Annotated in this window: 26 protein-coding genes; all 26 read right to left on the bottom strand. The window is 59.9% G+C overall.

The annotated features are described in order from the left end of the window. Positions 1-21: 21 nt before the first annotated feature. The 26 genes from gmd to HZB60_00875 all read right to left on the bottom strand — a co-directional run bounded on the left by gmd (position 22) and on the right by HZB60_00875 (position 20,719). Positions 22-1,092, bottom strand: a complete 1,071-nt coding sequence (gene gmd, locus HZB60_01000; GenBank protein MBI5058339.1) for a GDP-mannose 4,6-dehydratase — start codon at positions 1,090-1,092, stop codon at positions 22-24. A 10-nt stretch (positions 1,093-1,102) separates the two neighbouring features. Continuing rightward, positions 1,103-2,053 (bottom strand): flagellar hook-associated protein FlgL, encoded by a 951-nt coding sequence (flgL, locus tag HZB60_00995; GenBank protein MBI5058338.1) that lies wholly within the window; start codon positions 2,051-2,053, stop codon positions 1,103-1,105. Between the two features lie 8 nt (positions 2,054-2,061). Continuing rightward, the gene (gene flgK / locus HZB60_00990) at positions 2,062-3,450 is read right to left on the bottom strand and encodes a flagellar hook-associated protein FlgK (protein MBI5058337.1); all 1,389 of its coding nucleotides are present in this window, start codon (positions 3,448-3,450) and stop codon (positions 2,062-2,064) included. A 2-nt stretch (positions 3,451-3,452) separates the two neighbouring features. Continuing rightward, positions 3,453-3,812 (bottom strand): hypothetical protein, encoded by a 360-nt coding sequence (locus HZB60_00985; protein MBI5058336.1) that lies wholly within the window; start codon positions 3,810-3,812, stop codon positions 3,453-3,455. Beyond that, complete coding sequence (locus HZB60_00980; protein MBI5058335.1) at positions 3,793-4,128, bottom strand: hypothetical protein; 336 nt, start codon at positions 4,126-4,128, stop codon at positions 3,793-3,795. Before HZB60_00980 ends, HZB60_00985 begins: the two co-directional genes overlap by 20 nt. Then, on the bottom strand, positions 4,128-5,216 hold the full coding sequence (locus HZB60_00975; protein MBI5058334.1) for a flagellar basal body P-ring protein FlgI: 1,089 nt from the start codon (positions 5,214-5,216) through the stop codon (positions 4,128-4,130). The genes HZB60_00980 and HZB60_00975 overlap by 1 nt, the downstream gene beginning before the upstream one ends. 1 nt (position 5,217) lies before the next feature. Next, the gene (locus HZB60_00970; GenBank protein MBI5058333.1) at positions 5,218-5,799 is read right to left on the bottom strand and encodes a flagellar basal body L-ring protein FlgH; all 582 of its coding nucleotides are present in this window, start codon (positions 5,797-5,799) and stop codon (positions 5,218-5,220) included. Then, positions 5,780-6,454, bottom strand: a complete 675-nt coding sequence (flgA, locus tag HZB60_00965; protein MBI5058332.1) for a flagellar basal body P-ring formation protein FlgA — start codon at positions 6,452-6,454, stop codon at positions 5,780-5,782. Before flgA ends, HZB60_00970 begins: the two co-directional genes overlap by 20 nt. Continuing rightward, entirely contained in the window at positions 6,451-7,236 is a 786-nt protein-coding gene (flgG, locus tag HZB60_00960) for a flagellar basal-body rod protein FlgG (protein ID MBI5058331.1), read from the bottom strand. Before flgG ends, flgA begins: the two co-directional genes overlap by 4 nt. A gap of 14 nt (positions 7,237-7,250) precedes the next feature. Further along, positions 7,251-7,970, bottom strand: coding sequence for a flagellar basal-body rod protein FlgF (flgF, locus tag HZB60_00955; GenBank protein ID MBI5058330.1), 720 nt, complete (start codon positions 7,968-7,970; stop codon positions 7,251-7,253). 174 nt (positions 7,971-8,144) lie between these two features. Then, positions 8,145-8,390 carry a hypothetical protein gene (locus HZB60_00950; GenBank protein MBI5058329.1) on the bottom strand — a complete coding sequence of 82 codons (246 nt, stop codon included), beginning with the start codon at positions 8,388-8,390 and terminating at the stop codon, positions 8,145-8,147. 24 nt (positions 8,391-8,414) lie between these two features. Then, positions 8,415-9,662: a hypothetical protein gene (locus HZB60_00945; GenBank protein MBI5058328.1), complete on the bottom strand. Its 1,248-nt coding sequence runs from the start codon at positions 9,660-9,662 to the stop codon at positions 8,415-8,417. Beyond that, the gene (locus HZB60_00940; protein ID MBI5058327.1) at positions 9,544-9,837 is read right to left on the bottom strand and encodes a hypothetical protein; all 294 of its coding nucleotides are present in this window, start codon (positions 9,835-9,837) and stop codon (positions 9,544-9,546) included. The genes HZB60_00945 and HZB60_00940 overlap by 119 nt, the downstream gene beginning before the upstream one ends. 31 nt (positions 9,838-9,868) lie before the next feature. Further along, positions 9,869-10,636 carry a FliA/WhiG family RNA polymerase sigma factor gene (locus HZB60_00935; GenBank protein ID MBI5058326.1) on the bottom strand — a complete coding sequence of 256 codons (768 nt, stop codon included), beginning with the start codon at positions 10,634-10,636 and terminating at the stop codon, positions 9,869-9,871. 3 nt (positions 10,637-10,639) lie between these two features. Continuing rightward, the gene (locus tag HZB60_00930; protein ID MBI5058325.1) at positions 10,640-10,924 is read right to left on the bottom strand and encodes a hypothetical protein; all 285 of its coding nucleotides are present in this window, start codon (positions 10,922-10,924) and stop codon (positions 10,640-10,642) included. A gap of 11 nt (positions 10,925-10,935) precedes the next feature. Then, entirely contained in the window at positions 10,936-12,123 is a 1,188-nt protein-coding gene (locus HZB60_00925; GenBank protein MBI5058324.1) for a 50S ribosome-binding GTPase, read from the bottom strand. Continuing rightward, positions 12,120-14,231: a flagellar biosynthesis protein FlhA gene (gene flhA / locus HZB60_00920; protein ID MBI5058323.1), complete on the bottom strand. Its 2,112-nt coding sequence runs from the start codon at positions 14,229-14,231 to the stop codon at positions 12,120-12,122. Before flhA ends, HZB60_00925 begins: the two co-directional genes overlap by 4 nt. Positions 14,232-14,238: 7 nt before the next feature. Further along, positions 14,239-15,315 carry a flagellar biosynthesis protein FlhB gene (flhB, locus tag HZB60_00915; protein MBI5058322.1) on the bottom strand — a complete coding sequence of 359 codons (1,077 nt, stop codon included), beginning with the start codon at positions 15,313-15,315 and terminating at the stop codon, positions 14,239-14,241. After that, positions 15,312-16,088, bottom strand: coding sequence for a flagellar biosynthetic protein FliR (fliR, locus tag HZB60_00910; protein MBI5058321.1), 777 nt, complete (start codon positions 16,086-16,088; stop codon positions 15,312-15,314). The genes flhB and fliR overlap by 4 nt, the downstream gene beginning before the upstream one ends. Beyond that, on the bottom strand, positions 16,078-16,950 hold the full coding sequence (locus HZB60_00905) for an HDOD domain-containing protein (protein ID MBI5058320.1): 873 nt from the start codon (positions 16,948-16,950) through the stop codon (positions 16,078-16,080). The genes fliR and HZB60_00905 overlap by 11 nt, the downstream gene beginning before the upstream one ends. Continuing rightward, positions 16,947-17,216 carry a flagellar biosynthesis protein FliQ gene (fliQ, locus tag HZB60_00900; GenBank protein MBI5058319.1) on the bottom strand — a complete coding sequence of 90 codons (270 nt, stop codon included), beginning with the start codon at positions 17,214-17,216 and terminating at the stop codon, positions 16,947-16,949. The genes HZB60_00905 and fliQ overlap by 4 nt, the downstream gene beginning before the upstream one ends. A 13-nt stretch (positions 17,217-17,229) precedes the next feature. Next, entirely contained in the window at positions 17,230-17,928 is a 699-nt protein-coding gene (gene fliP / locus HZB60_00895; GenBank protein ID MBI5058318.1) for a flagellar type III secretion system pore protein FliP, read from the bottom strand. A 47-nt stretch (positions 17,929-17,975) separates the two neighbouring features. Next, positions 17,976-18,320 (bottom strand): flagellar biosynthetic protein FliO, encoded by a 345-nt coding sequence (gene fliO, locus HZB60_00890; protein ID MBI5058317.1) that lies wholly within the window; start codon positions 18,318-18,320, stop codon positions 17,976-17,978. A gap of 1 nt (position 18,321) precedes the next feature. After that, positions 18,322-19,197 carry a flagellar motor switch protein FliN gene (gene fliN / locus HZB60_00885; GenBank protein MBI5058316.1) on the bottom strand — a complete coding sequence of 292 codons (876 nt, stop codon included), beginning with the start codon at positions 19,195-19,197 and terminating at the stop codon, positions 18,322-18,324. Next, the gene (gene fliM, locus HZB60_00880; protein MBI5058315.1) at positions 19,190-20,179 is read right to left on the bottom strand and encodes a flagellar motor switch protein FliM; all 990 of its coding nucleotides are present in this window, start codon (positions 20,177-20,179) and stop codon (positions 19,190-19,192) included. Before fliM ends, fliN begins: the two co-directional genes overlap by 8 nt. A 6-nt stretch (positions 20,180-20,185) precedes the next feature. Further along, positions 20,186-20,719, bottom strand: coding sequence for a flagellar basal body-associated FliL family protein (locus HZB60_00875; protein ID MBI5058314.1), 534 nt, complete (start codon positions 20,717-20,719; stop codon positions 20,186-20,188). Positions 20,720-20,733 lie beyond the last annotated feature (14 nt).

Genomic DNA, 20,733 nt, shown 5'->3' with positions numbered 1-20,733 from the left:
GGTCGCCGACGGAATTACGGGTCAGCGAACGACTTGCGGAATCACCGACGGTCGCGTTTCAGGCACGGGAGCGTGGAGGTTGCGTTTGAACGCATGCGGATGTGCCGGCGGCAGCGGAAAGTCCGTTGACCCGCTGGCCAAATCGCGAAGATCGGAATCGACCATCATCTTGACCAGACCCTCGAGGTCGGTCGTGGCCGACCACCCGAGCCGTTCCCGGGCTTTCGACGGATTGCCGACGAGCAAGTCCACCTCAGCCGGTCGCACGAAGGCGGAGTTGATTCGAACATACTGGCGATAGTCCAACCCGAGTTGACCGAACGTCAGTTCGCAGAACTCGCGAACGGTGTGTGTATGTCCGGTAGCAATCACGTAATCCTCCGGGTCGGTTTGCTGCAGCATTAGCCACATCGCCTCGACATAGTCGCCGGCGAAGCCCCAGTCGCGACGCGCGTCGAGGTTGCCGAGTTCGATGTGGTCGGTCAAGCCGAGCTTGATCGCGGCCGCACCGCGCGTGATCTTGCGCGTGACGAATTCTTTGCCGCGGCGCGGGGATTCGTGATTGAAGAGGATTCCGGACACGGCGAACAGGCTGTAGCTTTCGCGCGCGTTGACGGTGATGTAGTGACCGTAAACCTTGGAGACGCCATAGGGGCTGCGCGGGTAGAACGGTGTGGACTCTCGTTGCGGGGTTTCGCGGACGGATCCGAACATCTCCGATGAGGAAGCTTGATAGAAACGAATGGCGCGGTCGGCCGAGCGAATCGCCTCCAGCAAGCGGGTTACTCCCAGCGCAGTGAATTCTCCGGTCAGGATCGGCTGTTCCCAGGAGGTCGGGACGAAGCTCTGCGCGGCGAGGTTATAGACTTCTTCAGGTCTTGCGTCGCGCAGGATCTTCTCGAGCGAGTTGGCATCGAGCAGGTCTCCCTGCATGACGTGAACTTTCGTGCGCAGGTGTTCGATTCGTCCCAGATTGTCCTGACTCGAGCGCCGAACCATTCCGAACACTTCGTAATCTTTCGCCAGCAGCAATTCGGCCAGGTAGCTGCCATCCTGTCCGGTAATCCCGGTAATCAATGCGCGGCGTTTCATGGGGTTATCCTTAGAGAATGTAGTCGACGAGGGACCTACTCAGAACTCGCGAGCTGATCTGGACCAACGCGTCGTACGCGCTCTGTTCCGTGGCCAGCCGGCTGACCAGTTCGGTGAGGTCCACACCGCCGGCTTGTTCCTGTTCGTCGGTCAGATCGACGGCCTGCGACTTCAATCTGGACAGCGTATCATTCAGTCGCTGGCCGATACTCCCGACGTAGGTCTGTTGTGTGACCATCCCATTGCGAATGTCGCTCAAGGCGGTTCGCAACGCCTCGTTCGACAGTGTGGCTTCCTGGCCGTCCGGCGGCTGATTGTTGTTGGCGATGGTATTGCGGAGTTGCGCGAGGACGTACACGAGATCGCGGTTGGTCCCGGCCGCTCCCAGCGGCTGAAACAGCTCACTGCCGGGGACGTTGATTTGCACGTCCTCGCCTTCGCTGATCCGCCGATAGATCCGACCGGGCAGCGTCTCTTGCGTCGCGTGCGCGCCGGTAATGCGGCCGTTTTCATCGCGGTCCAAGGTGAACGGGGCAGCCACGGTTTGAAAGCCGCCGAACAGATAGCGGTCGTTGTGCTGCGCGTTAATCAGCGTGGTCAGCGCTTCCAGTTTCTGGTCGATTTGGATGGCAGTGTTCTCGCGATCCTGTTCGTTCTGGCTGCTGTTGTCGGCGGCCACGGCGAGCGCGTCGATCTCGCTGATCAAGTCAACGATGGATTGCAGGCTGGCATCGGCGGCATTCAACCAGTTCTGGCCGTCTTCGATGTTCCGCTGATACTGCGCATTCTCCGCCAGGCTGCGTTCGGTCCGGAACAGGTGTCCCGCATTTTCCGTGTCTTCGGATGGCTGGAAGATACGATTGCCGGTTCCCATTTCCCGCTGGATCCGGACGAGATTGGCCAGCCGTTCCTGAACATCAGCGGTAAAGACAGCGTTGCGGTAGGAGTCAGATACTCTCATGGTCATTCTTAGGCACCGATATCCAGTACGGTTTGCAGCATCTCGTCAACGGTCTTGACGATCTTCGCGGCTGCTTCGTAGGCATTTTGAACTTCAATGAGATGCGTCATTTCTTCGTCCAGCGAGACGCCTGAGACCTGTTGGCGGCGATTCCGCAGGCTTTCCATGGCGCCTTGCTGCGCTGCGAGCTGACCGGCCGCGAACTCACGTTTGGAGCCGACGGCCAGGACACTGCTGGTGAAGTATTCGTCCAGCGTAGAGCGGCCGTTGTTCAGTAGTTTCTGCGTCTGCAAGCCGGCGATCCGCAAGGCAAGCGAATTATCGCCAGGCGAATCGAGGGCTGACGCCGCTGCGATGTAGCTAACGTCCGCCTGGATCATCGCCGAGAGGGTAAATTCTCCGGCGTTGTCGGCGTGCGGGCTGAAGTACTCCTGTCCGCTGCTGCCGTCGAGTCCGTAGCCTGTGGTGTGAATGGCATTGACTTGGCTCGTCAGTTCGCGCGCGAAGTCATTCAGCGCCCGGATCGTTCCTTCGATGTCTTCATCGCGGAGATCAATCAGGGCCTTCAGCTCTCCACCTTCCGGAACAAAGGGGCGCGCGTGAATACCGGCCGAGATGACGGTGCGCGACCCGGAGGCCGAGTCCACCCGGGTGGACACGAGATCGATGCTGGTATCGCGCTGCACGATGATGCGGCCGTTGGTGTAAACGTTGACGATGCCATCCGCGCCTTCTTCCGACCTGATGCTGATCAAGCCGGACAGTTCCTCCAAAGCGATATCCCGCGAGTCGCGCAGATCGGAGGCCTCCACCCCGCTGTTTTCGGCGTGCAGGATTTGGATATTCAGCGCGGCCACGCGGCTCGTCAAGTTGTTGATGCGGGCCACGGAGGATTCGATCTCTTGATCGACGTCATTCTGCCGCCCGCGAAGATTGCCGTACACCCGTCGTACATTTGCCGCGAGCGTCTCAGACTTTTCGCGCAGTGCAATTCGCGAGGACTCGCTCTCGGGGTCATTGGCGAGATCCTGCCAGGCGGACCAGAATTGCTGCAACTGGTCGCTGATCGCCGCTCCGCCGAGTTCGTTGAAGACTTCTTCAACTCGGCCCAGCATATCATCTTTGCGCGTCCAATAAGACTCTTCCGAGGTCCCCTGGCGAATCTGCTGATCAATGAGGCGATCGCGCACGCGGCCAAGGTACTGGATGTCGACGCCGTTGCCAACCTGCCAGCGATCGCCGAGGGAACTGGGAGCCATGGCGGCCAGGTCAAGCCGGCGTCGGCTGTAGCCTTCGGTGTTGACGTTGGCGGCATTGTTGCCGATCACCTGCATGGCCAACTGGTTGATGGCCATCGCAGAGCGCCCGGTTTGGAGGATGTCTGAGAGTGTGCTCATGGTCAGGCTTGACGGTCCACCATAATGGAGGAGCCGCCGCCAGGGCCGTAGTTACCGGCTTCTTCGCACGCCTTGATCAGTCCGAGCATGGCCTGCAAGCTGTCATCCATGATTTTGCGCGCGAGTTCGAGGCAGCGCAGGGCGTCTTTGCGAATCGCGGTGAAATGCGGGCGCACGGCTTGCTGTTGTTCGCGCGGCAATTTGCGTTGATTTTTGATCAGGTCGAGCAGCACCTCTTGAATGACCTTCGATTCCCGCTCCATCACATCGACGTCATTTTCACGCAGCCCGCGGTTCAGGTACTGAACGTGGATTCGCAGGGTGCCGAGATTGCGGACGAAATCAGCGCGAGTTGGTTTCATGGCGAATGGGCTCCGGGGGAGCGATTTGACTGAGAATCGATTTGGCGATGCCAAAGTGCGCGGACTTGGCGACGTGCTCCGCGAGTTGCCATTCAGCGAGGCTATTGAACATTTCGCTCTCGACGCCGTTTCCGAGCAGGGATTTGCCGTCCATGGTCGTGGTCATGGCGCGCACGAGCTGCAGGGTCATCATAGACTCGAACTGGGCCGCCGCCTGCTCGGTCTTGCGCGCCGCGGCGGAATCACTCTTGAGTGTCAGCGCGGCCGTCGCGGCCGCCGGATTCAAGGCTTGCGGTACGGGACGAAGTGGGTTCATCAGATGATCACCAGCTCGGCTTGCAGCGAGCCGGACTCTTTCAGCCCCTGGAAGATTGCGATCATGTCGCGCGGGCTGACGCCGAGTGCGTTGAGCGCTCGGGCCACATCACCGACCGAGGCCGCGCCCTCCATTTCGAGCAAGCCTGTTCCGGCATTCTCCACGGAAATGCGACTCTGCCGTTCGCTGATGGTTTGTCCGTTGGAGAACGCGGGAGGTTGGCTGACCGCGGAGCGTTCGGTGATTTCGACGGTCAGGTTGCCGTGCGCGATCGCCGCCGGCAGGAGTACGACGGCGGCGCCGACGACGATGGTGCCGGTCCGTTCATTGATGACAATGCGATCCGAGGCCACGGGTCTGACCGTGAGATCAAGCAATTCAGACTGGAAACTCAGACGGTCTGTGCTGCTCACGTATTCGTGGGGCAGCTCGACGACGATGGTGGATGGATCGAGCACGCGCGCGCGCTCCGGATAGAGATTATTGATGGCCGTCGCCACGCGCACGGCCAGTTGCACATCGGGCCGGGTCAGCGAGAGCACAAACGTATCAGCCGGCGCCGGCAGCGCTTCAGCGTTCGCGAGCATTACGATTCCCTGCGGAATCCGACCGACGACGGAGTGGTTTTTTGAGACGCGCGATCCTTGTGACTCGAAATTGAACCCACCGATGGAAATTGGACCTTGGGCTTCGGCGACGGGTTCGCCCCAGGGGTCCTGCATGACCGTGCGCAGCAGCGTTCCGCCCTGCAAGCTGGTAGCGTCGCCGAGCGACGAGACGAGCGCGTCGGCCCGCGAACCGAATTTTGTTCCTTGCGCCATTTCGCAAGTTACCATGACGGCGGCGACGTTCTTGAGCTTCAGTGTGGCCGGGTCCACGACGATTCCGAATTCCTTCAGCATCGTCGCAAACGATTGCGGCGTAAACGTCGATTTGCTGCCGTCGCCACTTCCGGCCAGACCGACGACCAGGCCGTAGCCGGTCAGCGTGGTGGGCGCGGAATTGGGATAGGTCGTGATATCGCGAATCCGCACCTGCGAGAGTGCGGGAGTGGCGATCAGGATTACGAGGACGATGAGGCGCGTCATGTTAGAAGAGCCAGTCGAAGACACGGGCAATGATTCCGGGTCGTTCCGAATTGGCCAGCGCGCCTTTGCCCTTGAAGGTGATTTCGGCATCCGCGATCAGATCGGAGCGAATCGAGTTGTCCGGCGTGATGTCATCGGTGCGGACAACACCGCTCAGAATCGTCAATTGGCGTTCGCCGTTAATGACGACGCTTTTCTGCCCTTCGATTCTCAGGTAGCCGTTCGGCAGCACTTCGACCACCCGCGCGGTCACGGTGCCGTAGAGCCTGCCCTGGCGGGTCGTGCGCCCGTCGCCTTTGTGTTCGCTCTTGGACGCGCCTTCTCCGCTGAGCAGCGGAATGAAGTCCAGCGCGCCGGTTCCACCGGCCGACAACGACGCCCCGTATTCGGACTTGGTGTTGGTTCCGGCTACGGCCGAGGCAGTGGTGTTCTCGACGATCTGAATCGTGACGATGTCTCCGACGTCACGCGCGATCCGATCCGCGTACATGGAGGGCGCGGGAATCGCGAAGGCGCTCGCCGCCATGAAGACAATCATCGTGATGGCCGCGTTTCGTGCGAGTTCAGAAGGAGATTTGTACATGTCCATCGGGCTGGATGCGACCCTGATAGGTCTTGCTGGGTGAATCGTACGTCGCGGCCTGAATCAAGTCTCCGGGCGCGCCACCGGCGAGGGCTCGACCGGGAATCGTTACGCGTACAGTTCCGCTTTCGTAATGCATGGAAACGCGTTGCCCCGGTTGAATGAGGTCCGCACGTTTCAGATCGGAATGGCACACCGGGCGACCGGGAATCAGCGCCCGCGCGGCCATGATGCCGGGGGTAAGTTGGCCGGGCTGGATCGGCTCGCCGTAGGCGGGCTTCCAGTCCATGGTCACAGGAATGAGGTCCTCCGGAGTCAGCGGTTGGCCGGCCGCAATCTGGCGGGCAACTGTGAAGGCATCTACGCGGACGCGGCAGTTTCCGCTTACCGAAACGCGACGTGTCTCATGGTTAAACTCCTTGCGCTCCAGCTGCACGATCAGACTTCCGCAGGGACGGTGCGGCAGCGCCACGGCGAGAGTCCAGTCATCTTGAGCGGCCACGGACAGTGGCAGTGCTCCGGTGCTGGCCCACTCGACGGTCGCGGTGAGCGGCTGCCACTCGCGGGCGATCAACGCCTCGATGACGCTGGACCCGGCGTCGGCGAACGCGGCGGTGCCGAACCCGGCGAGCACTATGACGAAACGAGCGATCATCGTTTGAGGTTGGTAGCGATCCCGATCATTTCATCGGCGGTCTTGACCGACTTGGAATTCAATTCATACGCGCGCTGGGCGGTGATCATTGAAACCATCTCGTTCACAATTTCGACATTGGAACTTTCGAGATAGCCCTGATCGATGTTGCCCGTGCCGTCGAGGCCGGCCTGCGCGACGAGCGGATCACCCGCGGCAATGGTTTGTTTGTAGAGATTGCCGCCGAGACTTTCCAGGCCGGTCGGATTCACGAAGCGAGCGAGTTCAATCGTGCCGATTTCCGACGGCTCGGTGGAAGTCGCGGTGTTCACGAGCACGCGGCCGTCCTGATTGATCAAAATGGAGGTGGCATCCTGCGGGACGGTGATCGGCGGTTCCATGGGCAAACCGTCGGCATTGACGATGCGGCCGTCGTTGGAGAGTTTCCACGACCCGTCGCGGGTGTATCCGACCGTGCCGTTGGGCATCAGCAGTTGGAAGAAGCCATCGCCGCGAATCATCATATCCAGCGGATTGCCGGTTTCCTGCGGCGAACCGGACTCAAAGCTCTTGGTGGTCGCGATGACTTTGGTACCGCTTCCGATCTGCAATTCGGAAGGGGTAGTCGTCCCCTGTGCCGTCGGCGCGACGCCACGCAGCGTTTCGTAGATCAGATCCTGGAATTCCACGCGGCTGCGTTTGTAGCCCGTGGTGTTGGCGTTGGCGAGATTGCTCGCCACGTTGTCAAGATTCGTTTGCTGCGCGTGCATGCCCGAAGAAGCGGAGTAGAGCGATTTGATCATGACATGAATTCGGGTTAGACTCTGCCCAGTTCGCCGACGCTGTGGCGCAGGCTGTCGTCCTGAGCGGTCAGCAGTTTCGCGTTCATTTCGTAGTTGCGGGCGGTCGAAATCATTTCGACCATTTCACGGACGCTATCGACGTTGGAAGATTCGAGGAAGCCTTGCATTACCGTAGGATTGGCGCTCGGTGCAGGGGGTGCGCCGCCGGGGGCCGTCACGAAACTGGAGGCGCCGGCCTTGCGCAGAGTAGCCGAGTCTTCGACTTGTACGACCCGCAGCCGATCGATCAGGACGGCGTTGACGCTGATTTCGCCGGTCGGTGAAATCGTGACGGTGCCGTTAGGTAGCGAGATGTCACCGCCTTCGCCTTGCACCTTTCGACCATCTGCATCCAGCAAGATTCCGTCGGAGTTGCGCTGGAAGCGACCGCTGCGCGTGTAGAGTTCCTGCTGACCGTTACTGACGACGAACATGTCCTTCCCCTGTAGCGCGCAATGTAGCGGATCACTGGTCGGGTTCAGTGCTCCGGCGGAGAGGTCCGTCCTGGAGGCGGCTTCGACGGCCGACAGATCATGATCGTTACTGCTCATCCGTGCAGCGACGAGCTCATGCACGAAGAGGCGGTCGCGCTTGAAGCCGGCAGTGTCGGCGTTGGCGAGATTGTTGGCGTTGAGGTCTTGCCGTGCCATGCCGATGCGCATGGCGGCGGCGGAAGTATGTATGCCTTTGATCATGTCTGGTTCCAGTAATCCTTGCGGAATGGGTGCAAGGATAGTGCCACTGTCTATAGCAACGTTACCGGGAGCGACAGATCAACTTAAAGCACAGCCGCAAGGGAGTTTGGAGCGGGAGAAGTCATGCGGGGGGAAAGCGCAATAGCGCGTGCGGCAAAGTATGCCGGGATGGGCTCAGGTGTGGAGGTCGAGCGGGGTTTGGCTGGACCTGCCGCCGAGGGGAGGTGCCGGAAGCAATCGCAGGCGAATCCGCGGGAAGACGGAGAGTACCTGGACTTTGATTTCATCACCGGGCATCACGTCCTGCTCGGGTTCGGCCACCAGAGTATGACCTTTGAGGGAGATCAGCACTCGTTGCTCGGTGATTTTGCGTTTGACGGTGGCGGAAATAACCTCTCCGACGCGCAAGGGGATTCGCAAGATTGGCAAACGTGTACCTTTCGACTAAGAATTGAGATCGAGAATCAACTTGACTTCGTCCTGCCCCATCTCGAGTTCGGCGGCGATCTCGCCGACGGGGCGCCCTGCTTTGGAGAGTTCCAGGACGCGGCGCACGCGGCGATCCATCAGACTCTCTTTCACTTCTTCCTCTTCCGGCGGAGCGGCGGTGACGGCCTCGGCGGCCGTCCCGGCGCGCTGTTTCGTTCGTTCGGCCTGCGGATCGGGCGTACGCGGTTTCGCCTCGGCCTTCACGGTCTGTTCAAGTTCAGCGAGATCGGACTCAAGTTCATCGCTCAACTCGCGTGGCCCCGCGGCTGCAGCCGTTCGCTTCCGGCTCAGTTTCGCCAGTCTTGCAGTGGCCCATGCTCCGATGGCGCCACCGAACATGCCCGCGACAAGGGCAATCGCGATGATCCACCCTGCCGAGAGTTGCACGTTGCCGAAGAAGGAGCCGTTGGATGCGGTATTCGCGTGGGCGGGAATATCGAGCGCTTCACCCGTCAATTGCTGATAGGCATCGGCAAACTCCCGGGCTTTCGGCGTGTCGCCGCCGGCCAGGTAAAAGTAGGCCAGCACGGCACGCGCCTTTGCCGGATCGACGGAATTGTCCACGCGAAGCGGATCGCTTTTCGCCGCGGGTTCCGGCGGACCGTCGGGAGCACTCGCCTCCGCGAATTTTGTCGGGATCGGCTGATCTCCGGGGATGTACTCCGGCTTCTTGCTTTCCGACTGTGAAATCTTGGGCGCCAGATCGATCGCCATTCGCCACGGTTTTCCGTTCAGGGGAAGTTCGGAGGCGGAGGCGTCCCGGGCCAGCGTAATCTCGAACGCCACGTCAGAGTCGCCGACGCGGAACGCATCGATGGACTTAATCGCCACGAGTCCGGGGGGCAACGGGGGCAAGGTGAAGGACTTGCCGGTGTCCGCATTTTTGAACAGAATTTCGACCTTTTGATTGCCCTTCGCAGTGACGAAGCTTGCGCATTCGCGATCGAACTCGAAGACCATGCGATCGAAGTTCTTGTGGGGACCGACGCGCACGCTGGCCAGGGTGGCCGCGAATGCATCGACGCTCAGTAAGATGGCCGCGGCGGCGAAGAGCAGCGTCATCGTCCGTACCATCGCGCCCGGCTTAGACGGTGACATCGAGGGATCCGTCGTCCGCTGGTCGCCGGGGATCGCGCTCATCGGGGTGAGGTTGTTGTTGTTCATCGGCAGGAGATTCGCCGGATTGCTGATCGGAGGCTTCATAGCTGTCCGCTCCGAATTCGGAGCCGGAGGACTGGTCGTGTTTGCGTTGATCGGCCTCCCGCACGACGTAGGAGAAGTCCCGCGGTTCGACTTCGGGAGTCCCTTCGGCCTTGCGCACGCGGTCGAGGTATTCTTTGGGATGCAGTCGTTCGTGTTGTTCGACGGGACGGATCATGAAGGGATCTCCCCGGAGCACCTTGCGGTGGTCAGCGATCCATGTTCAAGCGCACCGCGGTGCGCAATTTGAGAATCGCCTTACTGTGGATTTGTGAGACCCGTGATTCGGTCAGGCTGAGCACGTCACCGATTTCCTTGAATGTCAGCTCTTCGTAGTAGTACAGGGCGACGACGAGCTTCTCCTGTTCCGGAAGATTCTTGAGACAGTTTACGAGCAGACCACGCAATTCCGATTCTTCGATCCGGTCTTCGTTGGACGCAGCATTCGGATCGACGGACATTTCACCCAGGGTCGGTTGGTCGGAGCGACCGCCCGGGAAGGCATCGTCCAGCGAGAGCAGCACCGCGACGTTGATTTCGTCGATCAGTTTGTGGTAGTCGTCGAGCGAGACGTCCATGGTAGTCGCGATTTCGCGATCTTCCGGAATCCGGCCCAGTCGTTGGGCAAGTTCGTCCATCGCGCGTTCCAACTGTCGCGCTTTCTGGCGGACGGAACGCGGTACCCAGTCGAGTTCACGCAGGCTGTCCACCATGGCACCTCGGATGCGGTTCATGGCGAAGGTCTCGAATTTGACGCCGAGACCGGGATCGAAGTGATCGAGGGAGGAGAGCAGTCCGACGACTCCGGCGGAAATCAGGTCGTCGATGCGTACGCTGCGCGGCAAAGAGCCCAGCATTCTGGCGGCGATTCGCCGGACCAGCGGCATGTATTGGAGCAACAGCTGTTCGCGTGCCTCGGGGCTCCGCGACTGCGTGTATGCTTCCCATCCGGCGCTGATCGGGTGAATGGCCTTCATGCGCTATTCGACTTGCGAGAGTTCGTGTTTCGCCGGGTTGCCGGTGGCCGCCGGGATCACGCCCGTCGGCGCGGTCGCCTGGGCGCGATAGGACAGATACTGGAAGATTAATTCGGTCATGCTGGAAATGAGATAGAGACAGGCGGCGAGGACCACGAGACGAATCACCAGGATGTCATACGGAACTTCGCGAAACAACCCGATGGCGGCGACGGTGCAGACCATTAAGCGCCTGATCGTGGTGAGGAGCTCATTGAGTGCCGACGGTTTCCGCTTCGCTTTTGCCATGACAGGGAGACCTACCGGGCGAGTTCAAACACTTCGCGGGCGGCGCCGGCTTTCGGCTCCGCGGCCATCCACTGTCGCAGATGCTCGGGGGCATAGCGTTCGAGTTGGCCGACGAAGGCTTGTCCCCGGCTCAGCCAGGCAATTGGCTTTCCGGCTGCGCGAGCGATGTTGATCAGGAATCCATGACGGCGCGATTCGTCGAGTCGCGTAAAGCTTAGGTGCGTCAGGCTCAGATCACGGAAGCATTCATTGGCATAGATCAAGTCATCGTCGCGGATCATCGAGTTCTGCACATGATGGATCTCGTCGGGATCGATCTCGGAGATGAACGCGGCGAGTTCGGTGCGGCGGGCTTGTTCAGAAAGCGAGAGTCCGGCGGTGTCGATCAGGATAGCTTCGCAACCGACAAGTCGCTGCAGGGCTTCGACCGCCTGATCGGGGCGATAGACTGTCTCCAGCGGTGCGCCGGAGATGCGGGCGAAGGCTTTCATCTGTTCAATGGCGGCCATCCGATGGGTGTCCAGGGAGAACAGCCCGAGCTTGCGTTTGCCGTAAGCGGCGGGATCGGAAGCCAGTTTCTGGATCAGGGTGGTCTTCCCGGCACCGGGCAAACCGACCATCATCACCTTGTAGCCGTTTCGGCGGCGGCCTGTCAAGCGGGGTGCCGGACGAACGGACTGAGCGATCTGGTCGAGGACAAATTGTTCCACACGCTCGGCAGAGATCAGATCGTCGGCCCCAAGCTGCACCAGGGCGCTTTGGGCGAGGTCTGTGGCCCATTGATTGTCAACGCCTGCTTCACCGAGGGATTCCCAGACTTTCGTAAGCTCCCGGGGCATTACCGGGAGGTGACTGTATTTCACGTAGTTACCGATATCCGCCAGTTGCTCTCGCAGGTTCTTGAGCTCATCCTGAAGGCGTTGCAGGTCAGCGGATGGGCGCGTGAGACTCTGCTCAGAACCGGAGCTGTTCATCGCATGTTCAAGCGAATTTGCAAAATCGGGACCATTCTCCGCCTCTTCCGGCTGATAACCGGACGGCGCTGCGGTGACTTCTACGAGGTCCTGTTTGAGGAAATTGACCATTCCACCGGCCTTGACGCGCTCGGATTTCAGGATGATGGCGTCTTCGCCCATCGCCTCGCGAACCTTTTGCAACGCCTCGCGCATGGTCGTGGCAGTGAACTTTTGCGGAGTCATGACGATTGTCCTTCAAGTTGAATCGTGCCCATGGGCAAGACTTGCGTATGCGCGGGGAGTTCACCGACCGACAGTACAATGACGTTCGGCAGTTCGGGTTCGATCAGTCGGCGGAAGAAGGTGCGGATCCCGGGAGCCGTGATGACGATGGGCTGGAAGCCGCGGTTTTGCATTCGAGCTGCCAGATCGCGGGCTTTGTCCACCAGCCGTGAGACGACATTGGCGGGCAGCGCGAATTCACTTCCCTCTTTTGCGGAAGTGCGTAGTCCATCGCTGATCATGTGCTCGATGCGCGGATCGATCGTGAGGGCCGATAGTCTGCCGGGTTCATCTTCATAGCGCTGAGCGATGGTCGTCGAGAGCGCGACCCGCACAGCTTCGGTCAGAAACTCCGGATCTTTCGTGACCGGCGCGTAGTCGGCCAAGGTCTCGAGAATCGTGGACATGTCACGGATGGGCAGTCCCTCGCGCAACAAGTTTTGCAGAACTTTCTGAATCTGTCCGATGCCGAGTTGTCCGGGCACCAGCTCGTCCACCACGGTCTTGTGGGTCTTCTTCACGGCTTCCATGAGCTCTTGTACCGCATCTCGTGACATGAGTCGATAGCCTTCTCGCTTCATGAGTTCCGAGAGGTGCGTGGTGATGACCGCCGCGGGTTCGACCACGGTGTAGCCGGCGGACTGTGCCCGCTCTTTTTCGCTGCGGTGGATCCAGATGGCCGGCAGGTCGAAGCTCGGATCACGCGTGGGAATGCCCTCGATTCGCGCGGCGCCTTCGCCGGGATTTAAGGCGAGCAGCATGGTCGGGCGAATTTCGCCGCGAGCCATCTCGGTGCCCCGGATGCGAATCACATAGCTACTCGGCGACAATTGCGTGTTGTCGCGGATCCGCACGGGCGGGATGACTTGTCCGGTTTGCACAGCGAATTGCCGCCGGAGATTGGTGATACGGTCCAGCAGATCGCCGCCGGGTCCGCCCTCGACCAACGGGATCAGGCCATAGCCGATTTCGATCTCCAACGGATCAACGAGCACGTAGTCCTCGACCTTCTCGGGCTTTTTCTTGGCCAGCGCAGCGGCCTCTTCGGCCGCCAATTCCGCGTTTTTGGCGGGCTGCTGCTGGGCGGCCATGCGCGCCAGCAGAAAGCACGCGGCGGAGAGAATGAGAAACGGCGTGAGTGGCAGACCGGGGGTGATCGCGAACACGGCCAACACGCCGGACGCAACGTAGATTGCCCGGGGATAGCCGAGCAGTTGTCTCGTGACTTCGTGGCCGAGGTTTCCGGAGGAAGCCGCGCGAGTGACAATGATACCGGCCGCCACGGATGTAATCAGCGCGGGAATCTGCGCCACGAGACCGTCACCCACGGTCAGAATCGTGAACTTCTGCAGTGACTCGACGAATCCAAGTTGCATCTGCCACATGCCGATTCCGAAACCGCCGAGGATGTTAATAGCGGTGATCAGCAGTCCGGCGACGGCATCGCCGCGCACGAATTTCGAAGCGCCATCCATCGCGCCGTAGAAGTCAGCTTCCTTTCCGATTTTCTCGCGGCGGCGGCGCGCCTCCTTTTCGTCGATCATGCCCTGATTCAGGTCGGCGTCGATCGCCATCTGCTTGCCGGGCATCGCGTCCAACGTAAACCGGGCGGCGACTTCGGAGATGCGGCCGGAGCCTTTGGTAATGACCACGAGATTGATCACGACGAGCACAAGGAAGATCACGAGGCCGACGATGTAGTTGCCTTTGACGACGAAGCTGCCGAAGGCCTGAATGATGTGACCGGCGTAGCCGTCGCCGAGGATCAGGCGCGTGGAGGCCACGTTCAACGCCAGTCGGAACAATGTTACCACCAGCAGCAATCCCGGAAAGACCGAGAAGTGCAGCGGTTCTTCAACATACAATGCGGTGAGCAGAATTGACAGCGAGATGGCGATTGACATCGCCAGCAGGATATCCAGCAGGAACGGCGGCAGCGGAATCACCATCACGAAGATGATGGCCACGAGGCCGATGGACATGCCAATATCACTGTAACTGAAGAGTCGTTTCAGCGCGTTCGGTGCCGCGGGCGCCGCGGCTGCGGTTTTGGGCGCGGGATTATTCATTCAATACTCAGGCGACTCCGAAGAACTTCTTTTTCAGGCGATAGACATAGGCGAGGATTTCCGCCACGGCCTTGTAGAGGTCCAGCGGGATTTCCTCGCCGATCTCGACGGCTTTGAACAGCGCGCGGGCCAGCGGCTTGTTTTCGATAATCGGGACGTTGTTTTCGCGGGCGATCTCTTTGATGCGCTCGGCGACCTTGCGCGCACCTTTCGCGACGACCACCGGTGCGACGTTTTTTGCGCGATCGTATTTCAGAGCCACGGCGAGGTGGATCGGGTTGGTGATCACGACATCCGCCTGCGGAACTTGCTTCATCATCCGCTGGATGCTTTTCTTGATCATGATCTCGCGGATCTTGGACTTGACGCGCGGATCTCCCTCCTGCTCTTTCGACTCTTCGCGCACTTCTTCCTTGGTCATCTTGAGCGATGTCTCGTGCTCATAGCGACGGTAGAAGAAGTCGAGAATGCCCATCATGACGAGCGTGACGGCGGCGGTCATGATAATGCGGACCATGAGTTTCCCGACGGTCGGACCCAGCGCGCTGACGGGCACTTGCGTCAGGCTGTAGATGGTGTTCAGATTGCCGCGGATCGCCACGTAAACGATGACGCCGACCAGCACGAGCTTCAGAATACTCTTCAGCAATTCCACCACTGAGTTCGGCGAAAACAGCCGCGCAAAGCCGCTGAACGGATTGATGCGGCTGAATTTCGGATACGCGACCTTGGGCGTAATTTTGAATCCAACCTGCCCGATATTCGCGGCGACGCCGGCCACCATCACGGTAAGAAACAGCGGCGCCAGCAGTCCCGCGATCACGACGAAACCGCGCACGAGGTATTGCGGCGCCGCGTCAACCGAGAGTTCGAGGGTTCCGCATTGAGAGAGCAGCAGGGACATGATGTCCCCCAAGCCGCCGAATAGATGCGCCCCGAACCAACTCAGCGCAATCGCGGCCGCGAGCAGAGCGACGGCGGAGCTGAGGTCAGCGGACTTGGCAACGCTGCCCTCCGTGCGGGCCTTGCTCCGTCGTTTTGGTGTCGCGGGTTCGCTGCGACTGTCGTCTTTCATCCAGCTCACGGAGCACCCATGAGTCTAAGCAGCACCGGCGTCTGGCGTGTCCAGCTTTGCAGTTGTCCGCCAAACGTCATCGCGACGATTTGCAGCGACGCCGCCGTCATCAGCAAGCCACCGGCGATCTTCAGCGGGAATCCGATCACGAACACGTTCATCGCCGGTGCCACGCGAGTCAGGATTCCGAATCCGATGTCGGTTACCAGCAGCGTCACCATAATCGGAGCGGCTAACCGTACACCGTCCGCGAGAATGGTTGCCGCCGAAGCGATGAAGAAGGTCATGAATCCGTCTCCGATCACAAAGGAACCGACCGGAATTCGTTGCAGGCTCTCCGCAACAGCGCCGATCATCAGATGGTGACCGTTCAGGCACAGAAAGAGCAGCGTCGCGAATATCGTATAGAGCTGCGTCATGACCGTGCTCTGGGCGTCGGAGTTCGGATCGACCGAGGAGACAAACGAGAAGCCGATCTGATAACCGATCAGATTGCCGGCAACTTCAACCGCATAGAACAGCATTTGACCGACAAAGCCGATCAAGATTCCGCAAAGGCTTTCGCGCAGCGCCAGATTGAAGAAGTCCAACGCCGTGCCGTGAGCGGCAAGCATGGTCGGATCCATCGCGGGCACGACGAGCAGCGCCATGATGCCGGCCAGGCCGGCTTTCAGCATCGACGGAATCGCCGCGTTGCTGAACACGGGCAGTACGGAGAACGCGGCGGTCAGCCGGATGAAGACCAGCGCGAACAGCTCGATCTGAGCCACATCAATGGGCATGGTCGGAGGAGTGCTGTGCGACCGCGCTCACGTCGCTTTCGATGGTCTCCAGCAGTTGGCCGCGCAATGCAGCCGCTCGCTCTTCGCTGAGCCGCGTCAAGGCGCGAATCTGATCAGACTCCAACGGCCGTTCCGCTTCCCCGTAACCGTGACCGAGTTCGTAGGACATTTCATTGGCCAAGGCGATCACGGCCGCTTCCGTGCCGTACGTACCGGCATCGTTCGGCGAGTGGTGGTACGCAACGCACTCGCGCAGCACCTCAGGCAAGTTCCAATGCGTGGTCAGGTGCAATCCGATCTCAGGGTGCGTGACGCCGAGAATCTCTCCTTCCGCCTGGCGCATGGTACACGACTGCTGCTCCATCAATGCGACAATCTCGACAAATTCCGGATGCAGATAGCGATCAACGATCACTTTGCCGATGTCGTGAATCAGACCGGCAGTAAACGCAACTTCCGGGTCCATCATCCGCGTGTCCTTGGCGATCGCGCGCGCGGTGATCGCGGTGGCTATACAGTGTTTCCACAGGTCGCCGCGGTCAAGCTGCCCCACCTGCCCTTTTTGATCAAACAAATCCATGACGGAAGTCGAGAGGACCAAACTGCGCAGATTATTCAGGCCGACGAGCATCAACGCCTGATGAACACTGGCCACTTCCCGCCGGAGGCCGAAGTACGACGAGTTCACGAGTTTCAGAAGCCGGGTGGCGATCGAGGGATCCTTCTCGACCAGGAGTGCGATCTCGGAAAGCGAAGTCTCGGCGCGCTCGCTCTGACGCAGCAATTCCACGGCAACATGCGGCAGCGTCGGCAGCGTCCGAATATCCCGCAGGATCCAGGCGACTTTCTCGCGTTCGTTCATTGGGCGATTTGCGGGATAATGGAGATGATGTAGCGAAAGTAGTCCATGACCTGCTGGGCCATCCACTGCACGGCCAGGAGCAGCACCAGTCCGGTGACCGCAATTTTCGGCACGAAAGACAAGGTCATTTCGTTAATCTGCGTCACCGCCTGAAACATCGAGATGACGACACCGACGACGAGACCCGCGATCAACAGCGGCGCACTGACCATTAGAGCAGTAGTCAGCGCCTGGCTCGTGACATACATGGCCAATTCTTGCGTCATGCGGGGAGTGGGGTCAGTGGAAACTTTTCACCAGGGACTCGACGACCAGATACCAGCCATCCACCATCACAAACAGGAGGATCTTGAACGGCAGACTGATCATGACCGGCGGCAGCATCATCATGCCCATGGCGAGCAACACCGACGAGACCACCATGTCGATAATGAGGAACGGGAGATAGAGCACAAATCCGATTTGAAACGCAATCCGCATTTCACTGATCACAAAGGCCGGGACCAGGGTTCCCATCGAGACATCGGCCTTGTTTTCGGGACGTGGCTGTCCGGAAAGATTTACAAACAAGGCTAAGTCCTGTTCGCGGACTTGCCGGAGCATGAAATCTTTCAGCGGCGCGGCGGCATTGGTCATGGCGACCTTCTGATCGATTTGTCCCGCCATGTAGGGTTGCAGAGCCGTTTCATTGATCTGGTTGATGGCCGGCTGCATGATGAAATAGGAGAGAATTAGGGCCAGTCCCACCAGCAGTTGCGGCGGCGGAACCTGCGTCGCCCCCATGGCCTGCCGCAGAAAATGCAAAACGATGATGATCCGCGTGAAGCTCGTCATCATCAACACCATGGCCGGAGCCAGCGCGAGCAGCGTGAGCAACCCGACGATTTGGAGCGTCGAGACGACCTTTCCGGGTTCCTGCGCGGGTCCGACCTGAAGCGAGAGCGATGGGATCGCCTGCGCGTCGGCCAGTTGCGGCATCAGTAACAGGAAGATGGTCAGCAGGGTCGCGGCGGAGAGCGTTGCTTTCACGAAGACACTTTCTTCAGCAGATCGCTGAACGAAGCCACGGCGGGACGCTCGGCCTCGACGGCGCCCAGCAACGCCGCGCGCTCTTCATCACCGTGAATTTCCGCGAGTGTAGTCATCATCTTGTCGGTCGAACCGATGAGCAGGATTCGCGTTCCGGCTTCCACAATGAATACTTGCTTCCGCGGTCCCAGAGATTTGACGCCCAGAATTCGCCAGCCGTGAACCCCTTGCCCGGATCGCCCGCGCAGCGCATTGAAGCGCTTGGCGAGATACGCGAGCAGGAAGATCATTCCCAGAATCAGGGCGAGCGCGGCGGCGCTTTTGAGCATCTCGTACCACATGTTAGTTGCGGCTGGCCTTCATCCGCTCTTCGACGGGGACCAACTCCGTGATTCTCACGGCGAAGTTTTCGTCAACGACCACGACTTCACCTTTGGCGAAGCGGCGGCCATTCACGTAAAGATCCACAGGCTCGCCGGACAGTTTATCCAGCTCGACGATCGACCCCGGACCGAGCTTGACGATGTCGCGGATGAGCATCGAGGTCCGGCCGAGTTCGATCGACAGATCAAGTTCGATATCCAGCACGAGGCCCATTTCCTTGCGGATCGACTCGTCGGTCTCACTGAGGTCCACGCTGTCGCGCCCCTCGGGCGCGCTGGACTCCTCCGGGTAGCACGCCCGGATGAATTCCTTCGCGACGATGCGCAGGATCGTGAGCGGCCGATCGATTTCGCACTCCAGCTTGTTGACCACCCAGGCCGATCCGGCGAAATCGGAGGGGCTGAGATCGATCAACACGATCCGCATGTCGTCAAAGGCGACGTGCTTGCCGATTTCCTTACCGATATCGGACGACAGACTCGCGGTGATTTCGCGGAACAGGTCGCGCAGCGGTTCGAGGTGGTCCTCACTCGCAAAGGCGGCCTTGCCGTCACCGCTGAGGAGCAGGTCGGCCAATACCGCCGCGTCCTCCCGCGTCATGGCGTACAGCACTTTCCCCTGCACCGACTCTGTCGCGGTCAGCGTTGCCAGCACGATTTCGCCGGGCAGCAGCGCCTTGACATCTTTGAACTCAAACGGCTCGGGGCCTGTCAGGGTGACGGGGACAGCGCGATCGAGGAAGGTCAACAACGACCGCTCCAGCAATCTGCGGAAGTTGGACTCCATCGCCAGAACTTTCCGGTCCACGCCGGCACTAATCAGAGTGTCACTCAAAGTTGATTTCCTCCATATCGCTGACTCGCCGAACGACCTTGAATGCTTTGTTGAGACCGCTCACGCCCGGTTCGGCCCAGAATTTCACTTTGCCGTCAACGCGCACGCGCAGGAAGTCGTCGTTGCGCTGTCGGCACATGATCACATCGCCGCGATTGAGCCGGAGGAGTTGATCGAGGCTGATGTTGGCGTCGCCCAGTACCGCCGCCACCGGCAGCTGCGTGAGACCGACGCGCGTCCGGATCGCTTCCATGTCCACTTTGGACGGGCGCTTGGAACTGACATTGGACCAGCTCGTCGCGAGGTGCTGGATCAGCGGATCGAGCACGAAGTAGGGCGAGCAGACGTTCATGGGATAGGTCATATCGCGCATGATGATTTCGAACGAGACGACGGCGGCGGTTTCTGACGCCGGCGCGATCTGCACGAATTGCGGGTTGGACTCGTACGATTCGACATAGAAGTTGAGCGGATAGACGTGGCGCCAGGCATCGGCCAGAATCGTGAGACAGGAGTCGATCATTTTGCGCAGGATATTCTGCTCGATGATGGTCAGTTCGCGGATGCTGCCGACGCGCGTGCCGCTTCCGCCGAGCAGTCGATCGACCACCGTGAGCGCGAATTGCGGGGACATCTCCAGGATCGACGAGCCTTTCAGATTTTTCGACGTCACGATATGGATACATGAGGGCACGGACAGCGACAGCATATACTCGGAATAGGTCGCCTGATCGATCGACAGTAGATTGATATCGACGAGTGTTCTGAGCATACCGGAGAGATACGTGCCGAAGGACCGGGCGAAGGAATCGTGGATCGTTCGCAGCGCGCGCAGTTGATCCTTGGAAATCCGGTCGGGGTGCTTGAAGTCGTAGAGATGGACGGGTCGCTCGCGGACATCGACGGCCGGCTCGTAGGTCTGCGCGGCCGAGACGTTCTTCAGCAGCGCATCGATCTCTTCCTGGGTGAGAATCTTACTCATGGTGTGCTACTGCAGGACGTATCCGCTGAAGATGACGTTGTCAACCTTATTTTTCAGGTGCACGTTCACCGCGGTCTTGATCTCCGTACGGAGCGTGTCGCGGTAGGAGCTGCGGGATAGCTCGTCGAGGTGTTTTGCGGATAGCAGCGTGATGAGCGCGTCGCGAATCAGCGGGCCGGCTTTCTCGACCGAAGCCTCGAGCGCTTCGCCTTTCATTTGCAGGCCGATGGTCACGGCGAGATAGCGGCGACCGGCGGTTTCGGCGGGATTCACCACAATTTCGTCCAGTAAGACGACGGTGCTTTCACCTTCCTCACCTTCCTTGCCTTCCTCCGTTTCTTCGTGCTTGGCCGCTTCGACGTTAGCGGTAGCGGTGCCGGGGAACAGGAAGGTCTTTTGCAGGAAATAGGCGAGCACGGTCTGGACGACGAGCACGGCGGCGATGATAATGTACTTCATCATCGGCTTACTCTTCTTCGGCGCGGGTTCGACGGCTGGTTCCTGGTTTTCAGGTTCGCTGTCTTCAGGAGGTCTTGCCATAGGTGGAGAGGGGC

It is taken from the genome of candidate division KSB1 bacterium (assembly GCA_016214895.1).
Lineage (GTDB): Bacteria > Electryoneota > RPQS01 > RPQS01 > RPQS01 > JACRMR01.
Note: the sequence above shows the minus strand (reverse complement) of the source record. Positions and strands in the feature narration are given on the sequence as shown.